Origin of the sequence: Aeromonas sp. s11 (assembly GCF_040907945.1) — a bacterium.
In the GTDB taxonomy this organism is placed as follows: Bacteria; Pseudomonadota; Gammaproteobacteria; order Enterobacterales; family Aeromonadaceae; genus Aeromonas; species Aeromonas veronii.
Genome location: NZ_JBFOCU010000062.1, coordinates 195,427 through 216,831, shown reverse-complemented (window position 1 = coordinate 216,831; position 21,405 = coordinate 195,427). Strand labels below are relative to the sequence as shown.

Sequence of the window (21,405 nt, the reverse complement as noted above, 5' to 3'; positions counted from 1 at the left end):
CCTCAAATTGCGCCAAGAATGTCGCGCATGATGCTGTCGTATTTCTGGATAAAACGGTTGAGTGCCTCGATGGCGGCGTTATAGCGCGAGCTGACGTCGTTGAGGCGGGTGGTCTTTTCACTGACCTGATCGTTGAGCGGGCGAGAACGGTCGCTCACACTGGTGGAGAAGTTACCAAGCTTGTTGTTGTCCTTGTCATAGCTGTAGCTGGCTTCGATATTTGTCATCGCGCCGCTCTTCTTCTGGTCACTTTCTAGGAACTCTTTAACGGTGATACGCTGCTTGGCTACGACCTGCTCCAGAATGGCTTTTTTACTGTCGTACACAGCCTGCAGTTCAGAACGATATGACTCGAAGTTTATGTCGATACCTGTCGATATACCCGCATTATGGCGTTGCTGATTCTTGATTATCTCGTTCAGATTACTTTCAGCCTCGCTGAAATCTTGTTGTGCTTTTTTCACTTGCTCATTAGTAAACATTTTTGACAACAGTTTGTACTCGGCCCCTTCCATAAATTTGGCCTGAGACTGATAGCCATAGAGCTTGTAATCCATCAGATTGAAATCGGTCTTGAAGGTCTGGCTGGATGCCGCAGAGAGCACCTTGTTGATCTCGGACTGGATCACCCCGTAGATCTTCAGCTCAGCAGTCATCTCTGCCAGCTCCTCCCGCAACCCTTTACGCTGGTTGTCCTGAAACGCCATCACCCCGGTAAAGGTCGTGATGAGATCGTCATCGATGCGATCCATGGTCAGCGCACTGAGGGAGAGCAGCATAAATTCAGGGACGGTCCAGTGGGTGACTGGCGGGGTTTGTTTTTCTCCCCGCTCGATCATCCCCTTGATGACGGCAATGGCCGCATCTTGCCCCCCCTGGAACTGGCCCATCGCCCAACCCCCGTTGATCGAGGCGGGATCCGTCAGATAGGCAGCCAGCAACTTCTCCAGCTGCTCCTTGCTCAGCGCAGTCGATGAGTCAGCACTGATGGTGATCTTGCCCTTGAGCAGCTCGACCAGTTCGGTCAACTTGGGGTTTTTATGGCCCGGCAATGCGTCCAGCGCTTGCCCATCAAGCCAGCCGACGAATGCGCCTGGGTTGGTGTTGTAGTCAGGGATAGTGCTCATCACGACTCCTTAAATCATCAGTCCGCGCATCATGGTGGGACGGCGACTCTTGCGGCCCTCTCCCGGCTGTGCCGGCAGTAACGCCTGTCTGCGCTGGATCTCAGCCAGCAACTCCTGCTCGGCCACGGCCACTTGCTCGGTCGGCGCATCGAATAGCAGCTGACAGGTCTGATCCGAGAGGGCTAGGCCAGCCAGCATCTCTTGCAACAGAGCGTTGCGGTGATCGCTGTCGGCAATGGCCTGCTCTGCCTGCGAGATGGTCTCGCTATGGTCGGCAAAACGCGGTTGTTTCATCTTGGCTCCTATTCTATGAGGCCCTTTTGGACATGCCTGTCACGCAAGGCCGTGCTTTTGTCGTTTTCGCATATCTCGCAGGGAACAGACCTGCTCGGCAGCCAGCATGAACCAGCCGGGCTCGGGTTCACTGGCTCCCGTCCAGCACAGGTAAAAGCGCCCGAGCCGCTCACTACTCAGGCTACTGCCACGAAAGACATCGACGTTGCCGTAGAGGTAATGGCCCGGCCCGAGCACTGTCAGAGTGGCTTCGGCCAGCAGATAGAGGGCGGCAAAGGGATTGGCCAGTCCGGCCCGCTCCCCCCCTCGGCGCACCAGCAGGATCCAGACCCGTCGGGTCGCAGGATCAAAGCGCCAGGCGAGATAAATTTGGCGATAGCAAAAACCGTGGCCGATCTGGATGGGAGTCGCCCCCAGATGGTGAGGGGCCACCGCCACACCCCTGGCTTGCAGCCAGGGGATCAGGGGGTCAGAGGTTAACGGGTCCCCGCTCACAGGCAGACCCTCCCGAGGGGCTGGATATTGATCTGCTGGGTCAGCTCCTGATAGGAGAGCACCGGCAGGGCGTGGTAATCCCCCTCGATGAGCTTGCGCACATAGCGGCGGATATCCATGGAGACGATGAGCACCGGCTTGTTCTGCATCTGGGCCAGATCACCGACGGTATGGCGCACCTGATCGAGGAAGCTCTGGGTAATAGTGGGATCGAGCGCCAGATAGCTGCCGGCGCTGGTCTGGCGAATGCCGCCGCGGATCTGCTCCTCCACCTGCTGATCGAGCAGATAGGCAGGCAAGATGTTGTTGCCGTTGGCGTACTTGTAGCAGATGTAGCGCTTGAGGCTGCTACGGATGTACTCGGTGAGCTGCACCACATCCTTCTCCTTCTGGCCCCACTCCACCATCGCCTCGAGGATGGCGCGCATGTTGCGGATGGAGATATCCTCCCCCACCAGCCGCTGCAAAATTTCGGTCATTCGCTGCAGCGGGATGATGCGTTGCGCCTCCTTGACCAACTCGCCATAGCTCCCCTCCATCTGCTCCAGTAGGTAGCGGGTCTCCTGAATGCCGATAAAGTCCTCGGCATATTCCCGCAGCACATGGGATAGATGCCAGGTCACCACCTGATCGGTGGTGAGGCTGGCCAGCCGTGACTTCTCCAGCCGCTCCTGATGTTCATTAGCGACCCACAAGGTCGGTTGTCCCGGCAGCAACGGCGCCCCCTCTTCGTAGGGGATCCCCAGCAGATCGAGCTGGGAGGCGCTCTCCTGCACCAGCTGATGGCCCGGGCGTAGCAGACCGCGGGCGACCGGCACCTCCTGCAGCTGGATCAGGTATTCACCGGGTCCCATCCCCTCGTTGAAACGCAGGTGAATACCCGGGAAGGGAACCCCGAGATCGAGATAGAGGGCACGGCGCACCCGCACCAGTTCGTCGTTGAGGGCAATCGCCTCCAGCTCGGCCTGCAAAGCAGCATCCACATCGATCAGGAGCGGCACCGTCATGGCGAACTCCTCCTTCTCCCCCAGCTTGCCCCGCGGCTTGCTGCCCGGTTTTGGCTTGCTGCGGGCTGCGGGGGCTCCCGCCCCCTGCGCCAGCACGGCAGGAAGATCCTGACTGTTGCTGCTCTGCGCCTTGCGCTGACGCAAGCCGATAAAATAACCGCCTGCCGTGACGATGGCCGCCAGCGCAAAGAAGGTGATCATCGGGAAGCCCGGGATCAACCCAAACAGCACCAGCAACAGACCGCCGATCAGCAGCGCCTTGGGCTGGGCCACCACCTGGGCGCCGATATCGGTACCCAGATCGGAAGACTCTTCAGAGGAGACCCGGGTAACGATGATCCCCGCGGTGATGGCGATCAGCAGCGCCGGCACTTGGGAGACCATGCCATCACCCACCGTCAGGATGGAGTAGAGCTGCAGCGCATCGGCGGCGGATAACCCCTTCTGGGTCACCCCGATGGTGACGCCGCCGAGGATGTTGACGAAGATGATGATGAGGCCCGCTATGGCGTCCCCTTTCACAAACTTCATGGCGCCATCCATGGAGCCGAACATCTGGCTCTCCTTCTCGATGACCCCGCGGCGATCCCGCGCCTCGTGCACGTCGATCACCCCGGCGCGCATGTCACCGTCAATACTCATCTGCTTGCCGGGCATGGCATCGAGGGAGAAGCGGGCACTCACCTCGGCGACCCGTTCCGAGCCCTTGGTGATCACCAGAAACTGGACGATGGTGATGATGAGGAAGATGACGATCCCCACCACCAGATTGCCCCCCACCACGAAGTTGCCGAAGGTGTAGACGATCTGCCCCGCATCGGCCTGCAGCAGGATCATCCGGGTGGTACTCACCGACAAGGCAAGCCGGAACAGGGTGGTGATCAGCAGCACCGCCGGAAAGGCGGAGAACTGCAGTGGCGAATTGATATAAACCGCCATCATCAAAAGCACCACCGAGATGGTCATGTTGATGGCAATCAGAATATCGAGGGCCACCGGCGGCAGCGGCAAGACCATCATAAAGACGATGGCCAGCAGCAGGATCGCCAGCATGATGTCCTTGCGCTCGCCTATCCGGCGCAGCAACTCAAGGGAGCGTTGATTCATTCTGCTCTTCCAGTTCGAGGTATTGTTGATAGGCAAAACGGGCTTCATCCAGCCGCCCTGCCAACTGGCAGGCCCGGCTGCGGCAGAGCCAGAGCGGGCCGTCGGCCTCCCCTTGCTGCATCAGCTGATCGACATGGGCCAGCGCAGCCTCCCCCTCCCCCTGTTTGAGCAGGGCCACCAGCAGGGTCCGTCGCCCTCCCTGATGGTCGGGGTGGATCTGCAGCAGGGCGGCCAACAGCACGCTCGCCTTGTCAGGGTGGCCATATTGCAGTTGCAACCAGCCGGTGAGCAGCAACGCATCCTGCTGCTGTGACGTAAGCACCATGGTCATACCTTGTGCAGCAGATGAAGGGTCATCTGCATCAGTTGTTCATCGGCGTGCATCTGTTCGAGCAGCGCAGCGGCCGCTCGCAACTCGGGGCTCTGCCCCTCTGCCAGCACACTGCGCAGCCCCTGCATCGCCTGATTGAAATCGACCGGTCGCAGCAAGTCATGAAAGCCGCGATCCGGGGTGGCGAAATCGAGCAGCACCCGATCCGCCTGCCGCTCGGGGTAGAGGCGGCTGATATGGGGTTCGATGGACTGGCCATCGGGTAACAGGGCATAACGCCCCGGCAGGCTGCGCTCCTGATCGTCGAGGGAGATGGCGCTAAGCTGCTCGATCCCGATATGCGCGGCAGTGATCCGGCTCATGACGCCAGCACCTCTCGCTGCAGCCGGGTCAGGGTGGTCACTGCCTGATGGAGCTGGGGCAGAGTCACGGCCCGCTCATCCAGGGTGACGAAGAGGATCAGCTGATCCTCCCCCAACCAGCCGCTGCGCACCGGCAGTGCCGGGCCTTGCGCCGCGGCGGTCAAGGTCATGGCGCGGCGGATCGCCTCGCCACTTTGATGCCAGGGCACAGCGCGGGCCAACCAGAGGGTCAGTTGCCCCTGATGGCGCTCCAGTTGCAGAGTGCCGCTCTGCTCCAGTTCAAGCTGGATCAGCGAATGGGGGTTATCCCCTATGGTGATGCCCAGATCCTGGCAAAACTGCACCAGCAGGGGTTCAATCCAGTTCATGACGACTCTCCAGACAACTCATCCTCTTCCCGCTCGATGGCGTTATCGAGCGCCCCCTGACAGCACTGCAACAGGTTCTGGCGCTGCTCCTCCTCACTGAACAGCTCCACCGGCAGCAGGCGGAGCAGCCGCTTGAGCTCCTGATAAAGCAACACCTGCTGGCGACAATCTGACAACTCAAGAGCCACACCGACCTGCTCCACATCACGCACGCTGGCCCAGCGTTTCTCCACCAGGGCGATCAGATCGCCCATCAGATCAGAAGGCCCGTATGCCATGGGCCGAGCCCTCCTTCACCCGTTGCCACAGCTCGTCCACTTGCGCCGAGAGAGTGTTGAGCAGCCGCAGCTTGTGCATGTCGCTCATCACCCGCTCCAACTTGACCGGGTCGAGCCAGCGCTGCTGGCTGTCGAGATCGGCGCTCAGGGCCTTCATCATGAAGCCGGTCACCTTCTCCAGCGCACCGTTGCCAAAGCGGCTGTGAATATCGCGCCAGGCGGCAGAGAGGGCACGGTAGTCCTGCACCGCATCGCGATAGAGATCCCGTAGATCCTGCTCGGCTCCCACGCCCGCTTTGGCCGCTTCGGCCGCGGGGCCGGTAATGCGCGCCCCCAGCACGATGGCACTGCCCTGCTCGTCCGCCAGCTTGGCCAGCGCCTGCTCCACCAGCGCCAGGGTGCCCTGCATCTCCGGTCGTCCGGCGAGGGCCTTGCGCGCCTGACAGAGCGCCTCGAACTGCTCGCTCACCTCCCCCGAATAGCTCTCGAGGTAGGCCAGCAGCTGGGAGAGATTGGCCAGCCGACCGCTGCCGAGGTGGCTCACCATCTCCTTGATCTTCTGCTGGCGTTCGAGCTCCGGCACCTTGTCGAGGTAGTCCCCCACCAGCGCCTCGATCTCGCTGATGCGGGCATGGCTGTCACTCAGCTTGCGCTTGGCGAGCGAAAGCTCAGCGCGCTCGGAAAAGACAAAGGTGAGCTCTTCGGCGGCATCGGCCAGCGACTGGGCGGCACTGGCCAGCACGACTCGCTCCCCCTGAAACTGTCCTCCCTGCAGGGGAGTCTGACGGGATGCGATCTCTGCTCCGCGCAGCTCGGGCTGGGCGGCAGAGGCATAGGGGTTGCTCTGGATAATGGCCATGGAAACTCCCGTGACGAATGGATTGACGAGGATGGCATTATAAAAATCGCCCTCGCGTCCCTATGCCAAAATCGGCCGTGAATTTTTAGCCCGCCCCCAACGGTTTTCTAAAAAGTCCCGACTCGCGCTGAAATCCCCGTAGCCCCCCCATCCCCTATAGTGGCCACCAGTTTCAATGGCGCAGATTGTTATGACCCTCTCCCTCGACCACATCCCCGACCAGCTTCGTCACGCCATCGACGAGTGCCGCCTGATCCAGATCCGTGGCCGGGTCACCCAGGTGACCGGCACCCTGCTCAAGGCAGTCGTCCCCGGGGTGCGGATCGGTGAGCTCTGTCATCTGCGCAACCCGGACAACACCCTCTCCCTGCAGGCAGAGGTGATCGGCTTTGCCCAGCATCAGGCGCTGCTTACCCCCCTTGGCGAGATGTTCGGCATCTCCTCCAACACCGAGGTAAGCCCGACCGGTGCCATGCATCAGGTCGGGGTCGGCGAGCATCTGCTCGGCCAAGTGCTCGATGGCCTCGGCAACCCCTTTGGCGGTGGCCATCTGCCAGAGCCCGAGGCCTGGTATCCGGTCTATCGGGATGCGCCCGCTCCCATGAGCCGCAAGCGCATCGCCGAGCCCATTTCGCTCGGTATTCGCGCCATCGACGGCCTGCTCACCTGCGGTGAGGGGCAACGGATGGGGATCTTCGCCGCCGCCGGTGGTGGCAAGAGCACCCTGCTGGCGTCGCTTATTCGCAGCGCCGAGGTGGATGTCACCGTGCTGGCGCTGATCGGTGAGCGGGGCCGTGAGGTGCGCGAATTTATCGAAGCGGATCTGGGGGAAGAGGGGCTCAAGAAGGCGGTACTGGTGGTAGCTACCTCGGATCGCCCCGCCATGGAGCGGGCCAAGGCAGGCTTTGTCGCCACCTCCATCGCCGAGTATTTCCGCGATCAGGGCAAGCGGGTACTGCTGCTGATGGACTCCGTCACCCGCTTTGCCCGTGCACAGCGGGAGATTGGTCTGGCCGCTGGCGAACCACCAACCCGACGGGGCTATCCGCCGTCGGTGTTTGCCGCCCTGCCCCGCCTGATGGAGCGGGCCGGTCAGTCAGACAAGGGCTCCATCACTGCCCTCTATACCGTGCTGGTAGAGGGGGATGACATGACAGAGCCGGTCGCTGACGAGACCCGCTCCATCCTCGATGGCCACATCATACTGTCGCGCAAACTGGCGGCGGCCAACCACTACCCGGCCATCGACGTGCTGCGCTCCGCCAGCCGGGTGATGAACCAGATCATCGAGCCCGAGCATCAGGCTCAGGCCGGCCAACTGCGCAGCTGGCTGGCGAAATATGAAGAGGTGGAGCTGTTGCTGCAGATAGGCGAATACCAGAAAGGGCAGGACAAGGTGGCCGACGAGGCGATCGCCCGCATCGAGACTATTCGCCAGTGGCTCAGGCAAGGCACCCATGAACCCAGCTCACTGCCGGAAGCCCTCTCGACTCTGGAGGCGCTGACCCGATGATTGGCCGCCTGCAACGAATAAAAGACCTGCGGCTGGATCGGGCCGAGCAGCAACTCGCCGCCCAGCAGGCTCGGGTGCAACTCGCCCGCGTTCGCCAACGCGAAGCGGAACAGGAGAGTCTCGACTATCGCCAGTGGCGCCTTGCCGAAGAAGAGCGGCTATTTGCCATCTGTCAGGCGGAGCAACTCGATCGCAAGGGGCTCAAGGCGTGGCAACAGCAAGTGGCGCTGCTGCGGGAGAAAGAGGCCCAGCTTGAACAAACTGCCGCCGAGCAGGCCGAGCGGGTCGCCGAAGAGCGCATCCGCTTGCAGGAGCGCCAACAGGCGGTACACCGAGCCCGCCAGCAGCAACAGAAATTTGCCGAACTACACCGTCAGGAGCAGGCCTCACAGCAAGCCCTGCGTGACTACAACGAAGAGCAGGAACAGGAAGAGTTCCGCCAGCAGATCAGGATGTAACGAGTCATGAACCGAATCCTCCCGATACAGGGCACAGTGACAGCCCGGGGTGATACCCAGATGGCTGAAGCCAATCGGTCGCAACAGCAGCGTTTCGAGCAGGCGATGAGGCTTGAAGCGGAACAAAAGGCACCCGACAAGTACAGGGCGAATGGCCAGAGCAAGACCCAGGAGCCTCGGCCTCAGCAACTATTACAGACGCAGCAGCAAAAAAAACAGGCAGCCGATACTGTCCGGCAGTCTGATATTGCTGCTTCTCACAGCCAGCCAAAGCATTTACAGACACAACAGCTCATCACAAGAAAGGCATCCGGTTTATCCACCTTCCCGGAGGTGACCGAACGTGACCAGAAGGAAATCGAGAGCAAAAGATCGCAGCAAGTGCGGGATGCACAAGACAACGTGCACGAGGGCGGAACCAGAGATGTGGCGCTACCCGCCCCGGAAAACGCCTGTTCAGTGCCTTCATCAATGTTGAATACACCGGCCCCTCGCCCCCTCCTCGAGGGAGCTGGAGATTGGGCACCAGAGAGCGCTCTGTCAGCGATACCATCTTTGATGAAAGAGCCATTGCACCACACCGAGCAAAAAGAGAGTGGCTCGCGACAACATGATCTACAAACAATCGGGATCGCAGCCGGTATGGAGCTGCCGCTGAGCTCAGATCAAGCCACCCTTCAACAAGGTGAAGCCTCTCTTGCCCAAGTCTTCGAATTCGCCGAACAAAAGGTCTCCAACAGCGACACTGACATCAATGCGCTCACTCTGAACGACGAAATACCCGAAGCTAGCGGTCAACCGATCCCCCCACAGGTGAAAACCCCCGGGGATCTGCAGCTCGCCCGGTTGGCACCTGCCGAGAATAATCGGGAGCTGGGTCAGCTGCTGGAGCGACTGGCGGTGGATATCTATCAGGAGCTGGGCCGCCCGGAGCGTCCGCCACTGCTGCGCCTGACGTTGCCACAGCTGGGCGATCTCTCCATTCGCATCGCTCACCACCATGGCGAGCTGCAGATCGAGATCCTCGCCACGGCGCAAGGTGAGCTGCTGCTCAATCAGGGGCGCAGCGATCTGGTCGACCGCCTGCAACGGCTCTATCCCGGCGAGCGGGTCGCCCTCGATCTCTTCGGCCAGCCCGACAGTGAACAGGGCTCGCGCCATAAACGATCCATCTACGAAGAGTGGGATGCCGACGCATGACACCGATTGCCCTCACCTCCGCCTCGCTGGCGGAGTTGACTTTACAGCAGACCCTGAGCCAATACCGCCAGCACTTTGGCTGGAGTGGCGGCGAGCTTCTCCTCGCCATCGGTTTGCCGCCTGCGACACTCGATACCCGGCTGCAACTGCAGTGGCAGGGGCTCTCTCTGCCGCTGTTGTGCCACGGCGCAGAGCTGGCTCACTGGCTCGCGCCGGATCTACAACAGGCGGCGCTGTTCAGCCTGCCCGAGCCGCTGCAACTGGCACTGATCGAACGGCTGGGACAACCCCTCGGTGGACTCAGCTGCTCGGCGCTGACCCGACCGGAGAGTAACGTTCAGACCGATGAGCCAGCCTTGCAACTGCTGTTGCAACGGGAGGGGGCCAGTCTCGCTCTCTGGCTGCCGCAGCCCGAGCCCTTGCTGAGCAAGTTGCCACCACGGCCACGGCAGCAGCGGTTGCCATTGCCCCTCACCCTCTCCCTGCAGTGGGGCGAGATGGGGCTGACCATGGATGAGCTCGCTACCCTCGCTATCGGCGATGTGTTGCTGCCGTCACCCGATCCGCAGCTCGGCCAGCAACTGCTGATCTGCGTAGAGGGTCGCCCCTTTGCCTACTGCCAACCCCATCAACAACATCTGGAACTGACTGCCATGCATAATGCTGCCTCCGCTGAACCCTTCGGCCCGACCGAACTGGATCAACTGCCGATCCCGGTGAGCTTCGAAGTGGGCCGCCAGACCCTGGACTGGCATACCCTCACCAGCCTGCAACCGGGCGCCCTGATCGATCTTGACACCCCCCTCGATGGCGAAGTGCGCATCATCAGCAACGGCCATTCGCTGGGAGTGGGCCGACTGGTGGAGATCCAGGGGCGCCTGGGGGTAAGGGTCGAACGCCTCGACAACGAGTCACAGTCATGATCCAGTTGCCGGACGAGCTAAACCTTATCGTCGGGCTGGCGCTGCTGGCCCTGCTCCCCTTTATCGCCGTGATGGCCACCTCCTTCGTCAAGCTGGCGGTAGTCTTCTCGCTGCTGCGCAACGCCCTCGGGGTGCAGCAGATCCCCCCCAACATGGCGATGTACGGGCTGGCGATCATTCTCAGCATTTATGTGATGGCGCCGGTTGGCTTTGCCACCCAGGATTACCTGCGCCAGAACGAGGTGTCGCTGGCGAAAGCCGAATCGGTGGAGAAGTTCCTCGATGAGGGGATTGCCCCCTACCGCGACTTTTTGAAACAGCAGATCAAACCGCGGGAACACGCCTTCTTTATCGACAGCACCAAGCAACTCTGGCCCAGCAAATATGCCGACCGGCTGGAGCCAGACAGCCTGCTGATCCTGCTGCCCGCCTTTACCGTGAGCGAGCTGAGCCGCGCCTTCGAAATCGGCTTTCTGATCTACCTGCCCTTTATCGCCATCGACCTCATCATCTCCAACATCTTGCTGGCGATGGGGATGATGATGGTCTCCCCCATGACCATCTCGCTGCCCTTCAAGCTGCTGCTGTTTGTGCTGCTCGATGGCTGGGCCCGCCTGACCCACGGGCTGGTCATCAGTTACGGAGGCTAGCATGAGTCACGCCGATATCCTTCACTTCACCAGCCAGGCGCTCTGGCTGGTACTGATCCTCTCGATGCCACCGGTACTGGTGGCGGCGCTGGTGGGCACCCTTGTCTCTTTGCTCCAGGCGTTGACCCAGATCCAGGAGCAGACCCTGGGCTTTGTCGCCAAGCTGATCGCCGTGGTGATCACCCTGTTTGCCACCACCGCCTGGCTGGGTAACGAGCTCTACAGCTTTGCCGATATGGTGTTGTTCAAGGTGCCGCAGATCCAATGACACTGGAGAGCCTGCAGGCCCAGATGCTGGCCTATACCCTGCTGCTGCCGCGCTTTATCAGTTGCTTCGTGATGCTGCCGGTGCTGAGCAAACAGATGCTGGGAGGGGCGATGATCCGCAACGGCGTGGTCTGCTCGCTGGCGCTCTACGCCTACCCCACGGTCGCCGACACCTTGCCGGATCAGCTCGACGGCATGGCGCTGGCCATGCTGATCGCCAAGGAGGTGCTGCTCGGCCTGCTGATCGGCTTTGTCGCCGCCATCCCCTTCTGGGCTATCGAGGCGAGCGGTTTTCTGATCGACAACCAGCGCGGCGCCGCCATGGGGTCCCTGTTCAACCCGAGTCTCGGCAGCCAGACCAGTCCCACCGGCCTGCTGCTGACCCAGACCCTGATCACCCTCTTCTTTGCCAGCGGCGCCTTTCTCGCCCTGCTGGCTGCCCTGTTCCAGAGCTATATCAGCTGGCCGGTGGCGCACTTTTTCCCCACCATCGACGAGCAGTGGGTCAACTTTTTCTACAGCCAGTTCAGCCATATGTTGCTGCTCTGCGCTTTGCTGGCGGCGCCGCTCTTGATCGCCATGTTTCTGGCCGAGTTCGGGCTGGCGCTGATCAGCCGCTTCGCCCCCTCCCTCAACGTCTTCGTGCTGGCGATGCCGATAAAAAGCGCCGTCGCCAGCCTGTTACTGGTTATCTACATCAAACTGATGATGGATCACGCCTATCAACAGGTGCTGACGGTGATGGATCCGCTGCAACTGCTGATCCCCATTCTGGAGGCGCGATGAGCGGCGAGAAAACCGAACAACCCACCCCCAAAAAGTTGCGGGATGCACGCCAGAAGGGGCAGGTGGTCAAGAGCAAGGAGGTGGTCTCCACCGCCATCATCCTCAGTCTGGTAGGCATGCTGATGGCGATGTCCGACTACTACCTCGAACATCTGGGCAAGCTGATGATGATCCCGGAATCCCACATCAACCTCCCCTTTACCCAGGCGCTCAACCATGTGGTGGAGAACCTGATGCAGGAGATGGCCTATCTCTGCATCCCGCTCCTCGCGGTGTCGGCGCTGGTGGTGCTCGTCTCCCACTTCGCCCAGTACGGTTTTCTGCTGAGTGGCGAGTCCATCAAGCCCGATATCAAAAAGATCAATCCGGTGGAAGGGGCCAAGAAGATCTTCTCCATCAAGAGCCTGATGGAGTTCGTCAAATCCCTGCTCAAGGTGAGTCTCCTGAGCCTCTTGGTATGGGTCACCATAAAGGGCAATCTGCAGGCGATGCTCCAGTTGCCCGGTTGTGGCATGAGCTGCATCACTCCGGTGCTGGGAGGCATGTTGGGCCAGCTGATGGCGGTTTGCGCCATGGGCTTTGTGGTGATCGCCATCGCTGACTACGCCTTCGAACACTACCAGCACATCAAGCAGCTCAAGATGAGCAAGGACGAGGTGAAGCGGGAGTACAAGGAGATGGAGGGGAGCCCCGAGATCAAGAGCAAGCGCCGCCAGTTCCATCAGGAATTGCAGTCGAGCAACATGCGCGCCGACGTCAAGCGCTCCTCGGTCATCGTCGCCAACCCGACCCATATCGCTATCGGTATCCGCTACGAGCGGGGAGAAACGCCGCTGCCGGTGGTGACCCTCAAGTTCACCGATGCCCAGGCGCTGCAGGTACGCAAGATTGCCGAAGAGGAGGGGATACCGGTGCTGCAACGCATTCCACTGGCCCGTGCCCTCTATCGGGATGCCCAACTCAACAACTACATTCCCGCCGACCAGATCGAGGCGACTGCCGAGGTTCTGCGCTGGCTGGAGCAGTGGCGCCAGAGCGAAGGGCCACAGTGGTAGGGCAGTACGCTGCCCGCCTGGCCAAACAAACTGCGCAACACGCGAAAAACTGACAAATCCCCGACCGCTCCCTGATATAGCGCGCCGTCACGGCTCGGTATCATCCCCTTATCGTCAACCCTGTCGGGAATCACATCATGGCCTTACCAGCAATCGGTGGACACATTCACCTCAACCGCCCAGCATCCCCCCTACAGACAGAGGCCAGCCCGCTGCTGGCCAAGGGTAACAAGCTGTTCGAACAATCCGTCAAGCGCGGCATCGGCCACTTCCAGAGCAGCGATCTCAAGCAAGTCATCAGCGCCCTGCGCCAGTTGCAAAGCGCCCCCGATAGCGGCAAAGCGCAGCGGGTGCAGGATGCGATCCAGCACTGGGAGCAGCACCACCCCAAAGAGGTGGCTGCACGCGGCGCTCGTCTGACTGAACTGAAACAAGCGCTGGCCGAACAGGGAGCCATCACCAGAGCCGCCCCGCGACATGAACCGAAAGTGATGGCGGGTGGCACCCAGGCCCTGCTGCAAAAGAGCATGGCCGGACTGGAAAAACTGGGCAGCTACGCCTGCACCGACGCCCAGACCTTTGTCCAGCCCAACAACCCGAGCTATCAGAAGATCATCGGCAAACTCAATGCCTTCGGGCAGGATCCCCAGCGCCTGGCAGCCAACCAGCGCGCCAACAACAGCGCCAATATGGCCGCCATCCAGATAACCAGAAACAAGCAGCCACTCTCGTTACGTACCATGGAAAACATCGCCAAGGCGGTGGATGACGCCAAGGCCGGTTGCTGCTCGACCCTGGCCTATTCGGCGGCGGCCGAACTGCTGCGCCACAACAGTGACCAGCGGATCGAAGTGCTGGCCCATCGTGGTGCACAAGGTCACGCCCAGACCCACTGCTTTGTGGTGATTGGCCGCGCCGAGGGGAGTGAACTCACCAAGCCGGAAAGTTGGGGACCACACGCCAAAGTGGTCGACCCCTGGGCCGCGACCATAGGGGCGCCACTGGTCGGTACCCCAGCCCGCCCCCCTATCGCCAACCTGTGGCCGCCCACAGAGTCGGTCTTTGATAACACCCATCGGGAGGATTAATGATGTTCCATGCCATGCTATCAACCCTCGTTCGCCAGCTATCCCTGCCGCAGGAGTGCCTGCACGAAGAGGGGCTGGATCTGCAGGCGGGCCCCTTCAGCCTCCATATTCGCGAGCGGGATCAACTGGTGACCCTGTTTATCCCGCTGGGGGATATCCAGACCCCCTCCCTCGCCGCCATGGCCGACTGGCCTGTGCTGCAACTCAGTAGAGACAGCGAGCAGAGCACCCTGCTCTGGTGTCGCGAGTGGCTGGACAAGCTGGATGTGGAACTTCTGATTGAGCTTATCAGCCACATGCTGCATCAGGCCGAGGCCCTGACCCAAGACACAGCTCTAGCAGCTACCGAGCTCAGCGAGCCCGCAATCGAACCAGCCATGTCACGCCAGAATTGCACTATCCCGACGACCATTCGCGCCTGATATCGGCGTCTGCTCATAAGGGAAAACAGCGCAACCATAACGGGGCCATCACTGATGGCCCCGTTTTGTTTTCAAATCCGCATCAAGTTGACCTTACACCCGCCCTCACCTTTGTCAGCTCACCGGCCCGCGAAATCGGCCGTCAGGCGGCAAAACGACTGCTGACCCGGATGCAGCAACCCGAGCTCGCCCCCAACCGCCATATCATCACCCCCAGCCTACAAAAGCGGGAGTCGGCTTGAGTTCCCGCAACTTAGTAGATGAACAGGAACTGACCCGCCAATCGGCAAGCAAGGGCATCTCTCCAATCCCCCAGGAAACCATTATTCGACAAAGCTCACATGCGTGACTAATGGCAGGCAAGTCTTCTGGCCTGATTGAAGCCAACTTTTATATGATGAAGTCATTAGGTACACCCGCAGCGATCCATATCTACGGGTAGTTCTCACTCTCTTTGTAACCAGCAAGGGATCATGCAATGGGTGAATTGAATCGTCATGGCCAGCCAGTCGCTAACTACAATGCAGCACGCAACCGCGACAAGCAGTTGAATAATCTGATGGGGATCTTGGACGGCATAATCGCAGACAGTGTCATCGATGAGCAGGAGATCCTGTATCTTGATACTTGGCTCAAAGAGAGTGCCAGCCTTAACAGCTGGATCTTTCGTGAGCTACGAGAAATGGTCGCTAATGTGCTGCAAGACGGTAAGTTGTGTGAAGAAGAAAAAATCCACCTTATGAGTGCGCTTCCCCGTCTGATGGAAACATATCGTCATCTACCGGGTGTCGACTTCTATTCAGAGGAATCTGACAAGCTATTACTCGAGGGGCTCTGTCAGGGGTTGATGGGAGATCAACAGCTGTCCGATGACGAGATCCATTACCTGAGTTGGTGGATGAAACAAAACAGCATGCTGAGGGCCCACTATCCCGGAAAACAGCTGTATCAGACGGTGGAACGTATCCTGTTGGATGGCATTATTACTGCCGAAGAGAGAGAGGAGTTGCAGCAACAATTGATGTTGTTTATCGGCAATCCCTTCGAGCATGGGGCTGTCACGGGTATGGCAACCAAGTTGGCCATCAGTGACTTCGAAATAGATACCCTATATGACTGTACTGTTTGCTTCACCGGCATGTTTCTTTCCGGTACACGCCGACAGTGTGAGGAAACAGCCTTGCTATTGGGTGCAACTCCCCAAGACTCTGTCACCCAGAAACTTGATTACCTCATCATCGGTGAGCTCAGTTCGCGGGATTGGCGCTTCTCCTCATACGGCAGAAAAATCGAAAAGGCCATGTTGTTGCAGGAGAAAGGACACTCGGTACGTATCGTCACCGAAGAAGCCTGGCTTGCCCATGCCAACACTCTGCACGAGTCGGCTTGAACCTTATATCACGGCGGGGGCTCACGCCCGCGCCTTGATAATTCACTCCTTCTGCTAGCCAACAGCACGCCAAAACGTGAGGCTGCTCACTGCGCCGGCAAGGAGAGATTGAGAGCCAAGTGAAGAGGAATATGATGGGCGCCAGCCTCACTTCACGAGCCCATTTATGAGCAACCCGCACGACCAGAATCCGCCGAGTGAAATCCATCGCTGTGACAAATGCGGCGAGCATACCCGCCATATCGTGGTGCTGGTCGCCCGCGATCACAGCCAGGACATCATGCCCAAGGATCCACGCAAAACCTTCTGGCAAGCCTTTCGCTCCAGCAGCCTGACCAATGCGGTATTCGGCCAGACCCTCGCCTATCAGGCCACCCATGTAAAACATCTGATCTGCGAACGCTGCGGCGAGAAGTTTCTGGAGTATTGAGTGGCGGTTGTATCCGGCAAGAGATGAAGCTCTGCCTGCGGTTGCTGTGCCAAGCGAACAGATAGCAGCCACTTAATAAGTAATTTATTGATCCTTGGCAGGTTTTTGCCCGACTGCGGTTTCACCCTACCCCTCACTCGATTAATATGCCTCACTTGGCAACCACTCTTGCAGAGATAACCCTGTGCAGCCGTTTCGCCATCCCCCCACATCGCCGGATAACCATAGCAGGCTGGAGGCTGTAATCCACGGGCGGTAGCGTGTCTGCAATAAATTGATCTAGTGATAAATCCCTCGCGCTCGCCTGATCACGCTTAACTAATAGAACCTATGGCTTGAAATAATTAATGTTTAGGGTTTCTAACTAAAGGCGGGCAATAAATAACTTTCTTTTTAAAAAAATCAAATAAACTAATCTTCTCGAATAAAATTTATACATTTCCATTCAAAAATAGACTCAACCATTTAAAAAAATGCTCAAACCATGAAAAAATATACATTCGAAGAACTTACCGACATTGAATTTGAAGACTTTGTCAATGATCTACTTTCATGTGCTTATGGTTGGGAAATTGAATCATTTAAACCTGGCCGTGATTTTGGAATTGATGGCCGTTCAAGTACAATAAATGGAACTATAATTATTCAATCAAAGCATTATCGTAAATCAGGTGTCGATAAGCTACTCAGAGAAATAGCTCTTAACGAAGTCCAAAAAGTAAAAGAGCTCAACCCAGAAAGATATGTTTTCGTTACATCATTGAATCTTAGCCCAAATAACAAAGATAAAATTAAAAGTGCATTTTCGGGAGTGAATCTTGATGTCTCAGACATCATTGGAAATGATGACCTTAACTCGCTATTACGACATAACCAAGATGTACTAATTCGATGGTATAAACTATGGTCTGAGAGCTCAAATGTTTTACAACTTTTTCTTCACCCAGCAATTAAATCTCGTGAAATTATACTGTTGTCGCGACTGAATAAAATAAATAAAACTTTTGTTATGACAGAAGATATTCATCCTGCACTGTCATCATTAAATAGCGAACATGTTGTCGTTCTTTCTGGTGAGCCTGGTGTAGGAAAAACCACGCTAGCTGAATATTTATGTCAAGTACATATGAAAAGAGGCTATACCGTTGAAGTAATCGAAGGGGATGTTACTAACCATCCTTTCAACTTTAGCAATCCAGAAGAAAAAACCATCTATTACTTTGATGATTTCCTTGGTTCTAATTACTTCAGTGTCATTTCAGGAAGCCAAGATAACAATATTGTAAAAATAATAGAGCATTTAAAAAACGAACCCAACAAGAGACTAATTCTAACTTCGAGGACAAATATAATTCACAAAGCGGAAGTTATGAGCCAGTCTTATCGTTCATTTAAACTTACCTCGCGTCAATATATCGTAAATATCAACAGTCACTCTAAACTAACAAAAGCAAAAATTCTTTATAACCATCTATGGCATAGTCCCCTTCCATTAGAGTGGAAAGAAGATATAATAAATGATGGATTTTACAATAAGATTATAAATCATAGAAACTTCAATCCTAGACTGATCGCATTTACCATGAACTTAGAAAACAAAAATGAAAAATCACTTTCTCAGTTTGTGTACGATAATCTTGAACATCCAGATCAAATTTGGGATCATTGTTATACAGTTCAACTTGATGAACAGGCTAGAATTTTAGTAAAAATCTGCATTGCAGCTGGAGGGAAAATATCAGAACAAGAACTTGAAGTGGCATATGAGCAAGGCCTTACTGAATATAACTTCACATCGACAACAAACCAACCTAAAGACTTTTTTCATACATCAAGATTAGTATGTGGCTCAATTCTATTACGTCACGCAAGCAATGATTTAATATATTACACTCACTTCAACCCATCTGTAACAGACTATGTCATAGATAAAATAAGTAGCATATCTGAAGCAAAGAAACTAATTAACAGCCTAAATAACAACCTTGTTGTTAAATTTTACTCGGACTTAATAAAATCAAATAAAATAAAAAACATGATGCTAATGAAATCATTGACTTTATGCTTAAAAAATTCAGCGGAAACATAAGTCAACAATTTATCACCTCTCTTGATTTAGGCATGAGAAATTTATCACATAAGAATATAAACATTTCCAACGCCATTAACTTATTTAATGAAACATCTATTTCATTACCTAAAGGACTGTCGTCAGACACACTGTCAAATATTCTAGGTTCAGGAGTTGAGTTTGGCGTAAAAACCACTACTTACAAAAGTCTAATATCTCTTGGTATATTCAACGCCGGAGAGCTGGAGTATATATATCAATGTATTAAGGATGATGCTATTTCCCCATCAATTCAATATCACCTTAAAAATGCGTTGAGAGAACAGCTTGAATCAGATATCAATTACATCATTAAAAACACCCATGGGTTTTATGAATGTCACAACGAGGTAGACTTAGAATCATTTGCTTCATCAGTAATTGACAATCTCTCTCTCGACTATGAACTACTTATTTCAGATGATTTTGATTTAATAAATGAACATGTTTCAATCTCAGAACTTCTGGATGATATAAATGAGTACTCAAGTTATGAAGACGAACCCGACAAAATAGAACAAGAATCACCAGCTAAAATTCTCTCTCACATAAGAACAGAGCAAGATGAAATAGATTATATGTTTCGACAACTCAAGAGTTGATATTTTTATTTTAAATCCAACTTGCTAGAGTGTAAGTTAGCTTAGCGATTCGTATTCGGATATGCTCGGAGCCACATCGACTTTCCAGCTTCCAGATATCTGTTCCAGAAAAGAGCGCTCATAGATGAAACGTATTCTGATTATTGGCAACTCTGGATCGGGCAAGAGCTGGTTGGCGGCTCGATTGGCTGAGCAGTTAACTATCCGCGAGGTCAATCTGGACACCATTGTCTGGCAACCGGGCGGGTTTAACAAAAAACGGCCCCAGCATGAGATTGACTATGCCATTCAAACCTTTGCTCAAGAGCCATCATGGGTGGTCGAAGGGGTATTTGGCGCCCTGGTCGAGCAACTGCTTGATGCCGCCGATACCTTGCTATCTCTGGATCTCGACTGGTCTGTATGCCGGGATTCACTGCTATCGCGCGGATCACAAAGCGTCAGGCAACGGGATGCAGTGGCAGCGGAAAAGAACTTTCAACAACTGCTGGTGTGGGCATCGGAATATGGGCAGCGAGCCGGCAAAAGCTCCCGCCACTTCCATCGCGAGCTGTTTGATCGATTCCCAAACAACAAGCACCATTTCACGACTCGTGAAGCGGTAAATAGCTATCTCACTCAACTGACCGTTAACAGCTAACAGGAAACTGGATGGACCAATACAAACAGACTCCAAAACCTGACCATATGTTTTTCAGAAAATTTATATCCTATCTGGCTATTACCTTGCCTATCGGCCTGATCCCGGAATTTATTCGGCAGGACTTTCATCTGGATTTGCTCTCATGGCAGGAGGGCGGCCGCCTCACTCTGATCATGATTGGCGTCGCGGCGGCAATGGCGGGAGTTGACTGGCTCGTGCATCGCTATCGAACCAAACGACAGCAGCCAAAGGACCCGGTTGGACCAAACAGGTAAGGGAAGATCGGGCTGCCGAAGATATGGCAGCCCCGTGCCATCAGGAGAGCATGCTTCTTAGCATCCAGGCGGTTTTTTCATGAATATCGATGCGCTGGGTCAGCACATCGGCGGTGGGCTGGTCATTGACGGCATCGACCAGATCGAACAGTTTTCTGGCGGTTCTCGCCGTGGCTTCTTGCGCCAACACCAGATGTTTGAGCATTTCACTGGCACAGGGCACCCCTTCTACCTCCTCAATGGAGGAGAGACGGACAAACTCCTTGTATGTGCCGGGAGCGGGAAAGCCCAATGCGCGGATCCGCTCGGCGATAACATCCAGCGCATTCCACTGCTCGGTGTATTGATCCATAAACATATTGTGCAGGCTGTTGAACTGCGGGCCGGTTACGTTCCAGTGAAAATTGTGGGTCATCAAATAAAGGGTGTAACTATCGGCAAGCAGTGCCGACAATCCATCTGCAATTTTCTTGCGATCGGCGGCTGAAATACCGATATCCATTTCTGGTAAAACCACACTCTCTTTTTTCATCACGCTAACTCCTGTCATTGGCTTTCGGCTTGATAAATTTGGCCGATGCTTTTGCAACAATCATCCCGCCGACCGACGCTACGGCATTCAGGCGATAGATACCGTGACGCTGGTCGACTATTCTAGCCGACAGCGCTACTTTGCTGCCGATATCGATGGGAGCAATAAAACGAACGGTCAGCTCCGCTGTTAATCCTCTTATTCCCCGTTGCAGCAACGCATGTGTCATCACCGCATCGAGCAGGGTGCTGGTCATGCCGCCATGCAAAATATCGCTGTAACCCTGATGGCGCTGGTTGGCAATAAACAGCCCTTCCGTCGTCCCTTCCTCCCCCTGATAAAAGCGAATTCCCAGTGAATCCGGGTTATGAGTGCCACACACCATGCAACGGGCGTGGGACATCATGGTCTGTTGATAGTTCTCTGATTGATATTCATCCACTTGATCTGTTCACTCGCTATTTGGCCACTCGCATGTTGAGAACAGAGTGCTAGGAGAGCAGCTCTTCGATGGCGGCATGTGCCTGGGTGCCATAGATGATGGAGGGGCCGCCTCCCATCAATACCGCGACATCCACGGTGGCAATCAGTTCCGCTCGCGAAGCACCGGCCTTCACGGCTCCGGCAACATGGGCGGCAATGCAGCCATCGCAGCGGGAAGCGATACCAATACCGAGGGCGATCATTTCCCGATATTTCAACGCCAGCGCCTCGTCCTCTTTCATAACGGCTTTGTGCAGCGCAATAAACGCATTCATGGTATCCGGGCTGCTCTTGCGATAAGCAGAGCCAAGCTGGTGTTGTTCTTTATTGATCTCTCGATAATTTTTCAT

The 21,405-nt window shown here is 56.0% G+C and carries 28 protein-coding genes and 1 pseudogene; 17 read left to right on the top strand and 12 right to left on the bottom strand.

What is annotated here, in order from left to right:
* Positions 1-2 precede the first annotated feature (2 nt).
* From AB5Y84_RS19570 to aopN, 9 genes are read right to left on the bottom strand one after another with little or no spacing between them, the layout of a single operon-like run.
* Positions 3-1,127 (bottom strand): virulence-associated V antigen, encoded by a 1,125-nt coding sequence (locus AB5Y84_RS19570; RefSeq protein WP_368177590.1) that lies wholly within the window; start codon positions 1,125-1,127, stop codon positions 3-5.
* Between the two features lie 9 nt (positions 1,128-1,136).
* Complete coding sequence (acrG, locus tag AB5Y84_RS19565; protein ID WP_005334559.1) at positions 1,137-1,421, bottom strand: LcrG family type III secretion system chaperone AcrG; 285 nt, start codon at positions 1,419-1,421, stop codon at positions 1,137-1,139.
* Between the two features lie 39 nt (positions 1,422-1,460).
* Positions 1,461-1,916, bottom strand: a complete 456-nt coding sequence (locus AB5Y84_RS19560; protein ID WP_069528259.1) for an LcrR family type III secretion system chaperone — start codon at positions 1,914-1,916, stop codon at positions 1,461-1,463.
* Positions 1,913-4,078: a SctV family type III secretion system export apparatus subunit AscV gene (gene ascV, locus AB5Y84_RS19555; protein ID WP_269719424.1), complete on the bottom strand. Its 2,166-nt coding sequence runs from the start codon at positions 4,076-4,078 to the stop codon at positions 1,913-1,915. The genes AB5Y84_RS19560 and ascV overlap by 4 nt, the downstream gene beginning before the upstream one ends.
* The gene (gene ascY, locus AB5Y84_RS19550; RefSeq protein ID WP_020379598.1) at positions 4,011-4,361 is read right to left on the bottom strand and encodes a type III secretion system chaperone AscY; all 351 of its coding nucleotides are present in this window, start codon (positions 4,359-4,361) and stop codon (positions 4,011-4,013) included. The genes ascV and ascY overlap by 68 nt, the downstream gene beginning before the upstream one ends.
* Entirely contained in the window at positions 4,358-4,723 is a 366-nt protein-coding gene (ascX, locus tag AB5Y84_RS19545) for a type III secretion system protein AscX (RefSeq protein ID WP_368177589.1), read from the bottom strand. Before ascX ends, ascY begins: the two co-directional genes overlap by 4 nt.
* Positions 4,720-5,091: a SycN family type III secretion system chaperone Acr2 gene (gene acr2 / locus AB5Y84_RS19540; protein ID WP_021229940.1), complete on the bottom strand. Its 372-nt coding sequence runs from the start codon at positions 5,089-5,091 to the stop codon at positions 4,720-4,722. Before acr2 ends, ascX begins: the two co-directional genes overlap by 4 nt.
* Positions 5,088-5,369 carry a type III secretion system gatekeeper subunit Acr1 gene (gene acr1, locus AB5Y84_RS19535; RefSeq protein ID WP_167570972.1) on the bottom strand — a complete coding sequence of 94 codons (282 nt, stop codon included), beginning with the start codon at positions 5,367-5,369 and terminating at the stop codon, positions 5,088-5,090. Before acr1 ends, acr2 begins: the two co-directional genes overlap by 4 nt.
* Positions 5,350-6,228, bottom strand: coding sequence for a SctW family type III secretion system gatekeeper subunit AopN (gene aopN, locus AB5Y84_RS19530; RefSeq protein ID WP_368177588.1), 879 nt, complete (start codon positions 6,226-6,228; stop codon positions 5,350-5,352). Before aopN ends, acr1 begins: the two co-directional genes overlap by 20 nt.
* Positions 6,229-6,418: 190 nt before the next feature.
* Here aopN and ascN point away from each other — a divergent pair, with 190 nt between their 5' ends.
* The 17 genes and pseudogenes from ascN (at position 6,419) to AB5Y84_RS19445 (ending at position 20,040) form a co-directional block, all read left to right on the top strand.
* On the top strand, positions 6,419-7,741 hold the full coding sequence (ascN, locus tag AB5Y84_RS19525; protein ID WP_368177640.1) for a SctN family type III secretion system ATPase AscN: 1,323 nt from the start codon (positions 6,419-6,421) through the stop codon (positions 7,739-7,741).
* Positions 7,738-8,199 (top strand): type III secretion system central stalk protein AscO, encoded by a 462-nt coding sequence (gene ascO, locus AB5Y84_RS19520; protein WP_058055778.1) that lies wholly within the window; start codon positions 7,738-7,740, stop codon positions 8,197-8,199. The genes ascN and ascO overlap by 4 nt, the downstream gene beginning before the upstream one ends.
* A gap of 558 nt (positions 8,200-8,757) precedes the next feature.
* A complete protein-coding gene (locus AB5Y84_RS19515; RefSeq protein WP_368177587.1) occupies positions 8,758-9,399 on the top strand; it encodes a type III secretion system needle length determinant in 642 nt (213 codons plus the stop codon).
* Positions 9,396-10,322, top strand: a complete 927-nt coding sequence (ascQ, locus tag AB5Y84_RS19510) for a SctQ family type III secretion system cytoplasmic ring protein AscQ (RefSeq protein WP_368177586.1) — start codon at positions 9,396-9,398, stop codon at positions 10,320-10,322. The genes AB5Y84_RS19515 and ascQ overlap by 4 nt, the downstream gene beginning before the upstream one ends.
* Positions 10,319-10,972: a SctR family type III secretion system export apparatus subunit AscR gene (ascR, locus tag AB5Y84_RS19505; protein WP_368177585.1), complete on the top strand. Its 654-nt coding sequence runs from the start codon at positions 10,319-10,321 to the stop codon at positions 10,970-10,972. Before ascQ ends, ascR begins: the two co-directional genes overlap by 4 nt.
* 1 nt (position 10,973) lies before the next feature.
* The gene (gene ascS, locus AB5Y84_RS19500) at positions 10,974-11,240 is read left to right on the top strand and encodes a SctS family type III secretion system export apparatus subunit AscS (RefSeq protein ID WP_005334586.1); all 267 of its coding nucleotides are present in this window, start codon (positions 10,974-10,976) and stop codon (positions 11,238-11,240) included.
* Positions 11,237-12,025: a SctT family type III secretion system export apparatus subunit AscT gene (ascT, locus tag AB5Y84_RS19495; RefSeq protein ID WP_100645403.1), complete on the top strand. Its 789-nt coding sequence runs from the start codon at positions 11,237-11,239 to the stop codon at positions 12,023-12,025. The genes ascS and ascT overlap by 4 nt, the downstream gene beginning before the upstream one ends.
* Positions 12,022-13,080 (top strand): SctU family type III secretion system export apparatus subunit AscU, encoded by a 1,059-nt coding sequence (ascU, locus tag AB5Y84_RS19490; RefSeq protein ID WP_368177584.1) that lies wholly within the window; start codon positions 12,022-12,024, stop codon positions 13,078-13,080. The genes ascT and ascU overlap by 4 nt, the downstream gene beginning before the upstream one ends.
* Before the next feature lie 137 nt (positions 13,081-13,217).
* Entirely contained in the window at positions 13,218-14,168 is a 951-nt protein-coding gene (locus tag AB5Y84_RS19485; RefSeq protein ID WP_088869530.1) for a hypothetical protein, read from the top strand.
* A complete protein-coding gene (locus AB5Y84_RS19480) occupies positions 14,168-14,590 on the top strand; it encodes a hypothetical protein (RefSeq protein ID WP_368177583.1) in 423 nt (140 codons plus the stop codon). The genes AB5Y84_RS19485 and AB5Y84_RS19480 overlap by 1 nt, the downstream gene beginning before the upstream one ends.
* Before the next feature lie 89 nt (positions 14,591-14,679).
* A pseudogene (locus AB5Y84_RS19475) lies at positions 14,680-14,832 on the top strand (substrate-binding domain-containing protein); the annotation flags it as partial.
* 236 nt (positions 14,833-15,068) lie between these two features.
* Positions 15,069-15,980, top strand: coding sequence for a BRCT domain-containing protein (locus AB5Y84_RS19470; RefSeq protein ID WP_100653308.1), 912 nt, complete (start codon positions 15,069-15,071; stop codon positions 15,978-15,980).
* A 166-nt stretch (positions 15,981-16,146) separates the two neighbouring features.
* Positions 16,147-16,410, top strand: a complete 264-nt coding sequence (locus AB5Y84_RS19465) for a hypothetical protein (protein ID WP_199427286.1) — start codon at positions 16,147-16,149, stop codon at positions 16,408-16,410.
* A gap of 484 nt (positions 16,411-16,894) precedes the next feature.
* Entirely contained in the window at positions 16,895-18,499 is a 1,605-nt protein-coding gene (locus AB5Y84_RS19460) for a restriction endonuclease (RefSeq protein WP_257725152.1), read from the top strand.
* Positions 18,472-19,122, top strand: coding sequence for a hypothetical protein (locus tag AB5Y84_RS19455; RefSeq protein ID WP_257725153.1), 651 nt, complete (start codon positions 18,472-18,474; stop codon positions 19,120-19,122). The genes AB5Y84_RS19460 and AB5Y84_RS19455 overlap by 28 nt, the downstream gene beginning before the upstream one ends.
* Before the next feature lie 124 nt (positions 19,123-19,246).
* Positions 19,247-19,762: an AAA family ATPase gene (locus tag AB5Y84_RS19450; RefSeq protein WP_368177582.1), complete on the top strand. Its 516-nt coding sequence runs from the start codon at positions 19,247-19,249 to the stop codon at positions 19,760-19,762.
* Between the two features lie 11 nt (positions 19,763-19,773).
* Positions 19,774-20,040 (top strand): hypothetical protein, encoded by a 267-nt coding sequence (locus tag AB5Y84_RS19445; RefSeq protein ID WP_236379837.1) that lies wholly within the window; start codon positions 19,774-19,776, stop codon positions 20,038-20,040.
* 40 nt (positions 20,041-20,080) lie between these two features.
* Here AB5Y84_RS19445 and AB5Y84_RS19440 read toward each other — a convergent pair whose 3' ends face one another.
* From AB5Y84_RS19440 to AB5Y84_RS19430, 3 genes are read right to left on the bottom strand one after another with little or no spacing between them, the layout of a single operon-like run.
* The gene (locus tag AB5Y84_RS19440) at positions 20,081-20,572 is read right to left on the bottom strand and encodes a Dps family protein (protein ID WP_005334596.1); all 492 of its coding nucleotides are present in this window, start codon (positions 20,570-20,572) and stop codon (positions 20,081-20,083) included.
* A gap of 4 nt (positions 20,573-20,576) precedes the next feature.
* Positions 20,577-21,014, bottom strand: coding sequence for a PaaI family thioesterase (locus AB5Y84_RS19435; RefSeq protein ID WP_258721808.1), 438 nt, complete (start codon positions 21,012-21,014; stop codon positions 20,577-20,579).
* Between the two features lie 49 nt (positions 21,015-21,063).
* A complete protein-coding gene (locus AB5Y84_RS19430) occupies positions 21,064-21,405 on the bottom strand; it encodes a carboxymuconolactone decarboxylase family protein (protein WP_005353600.1) in 342 nt (113 codons plus the stop codon).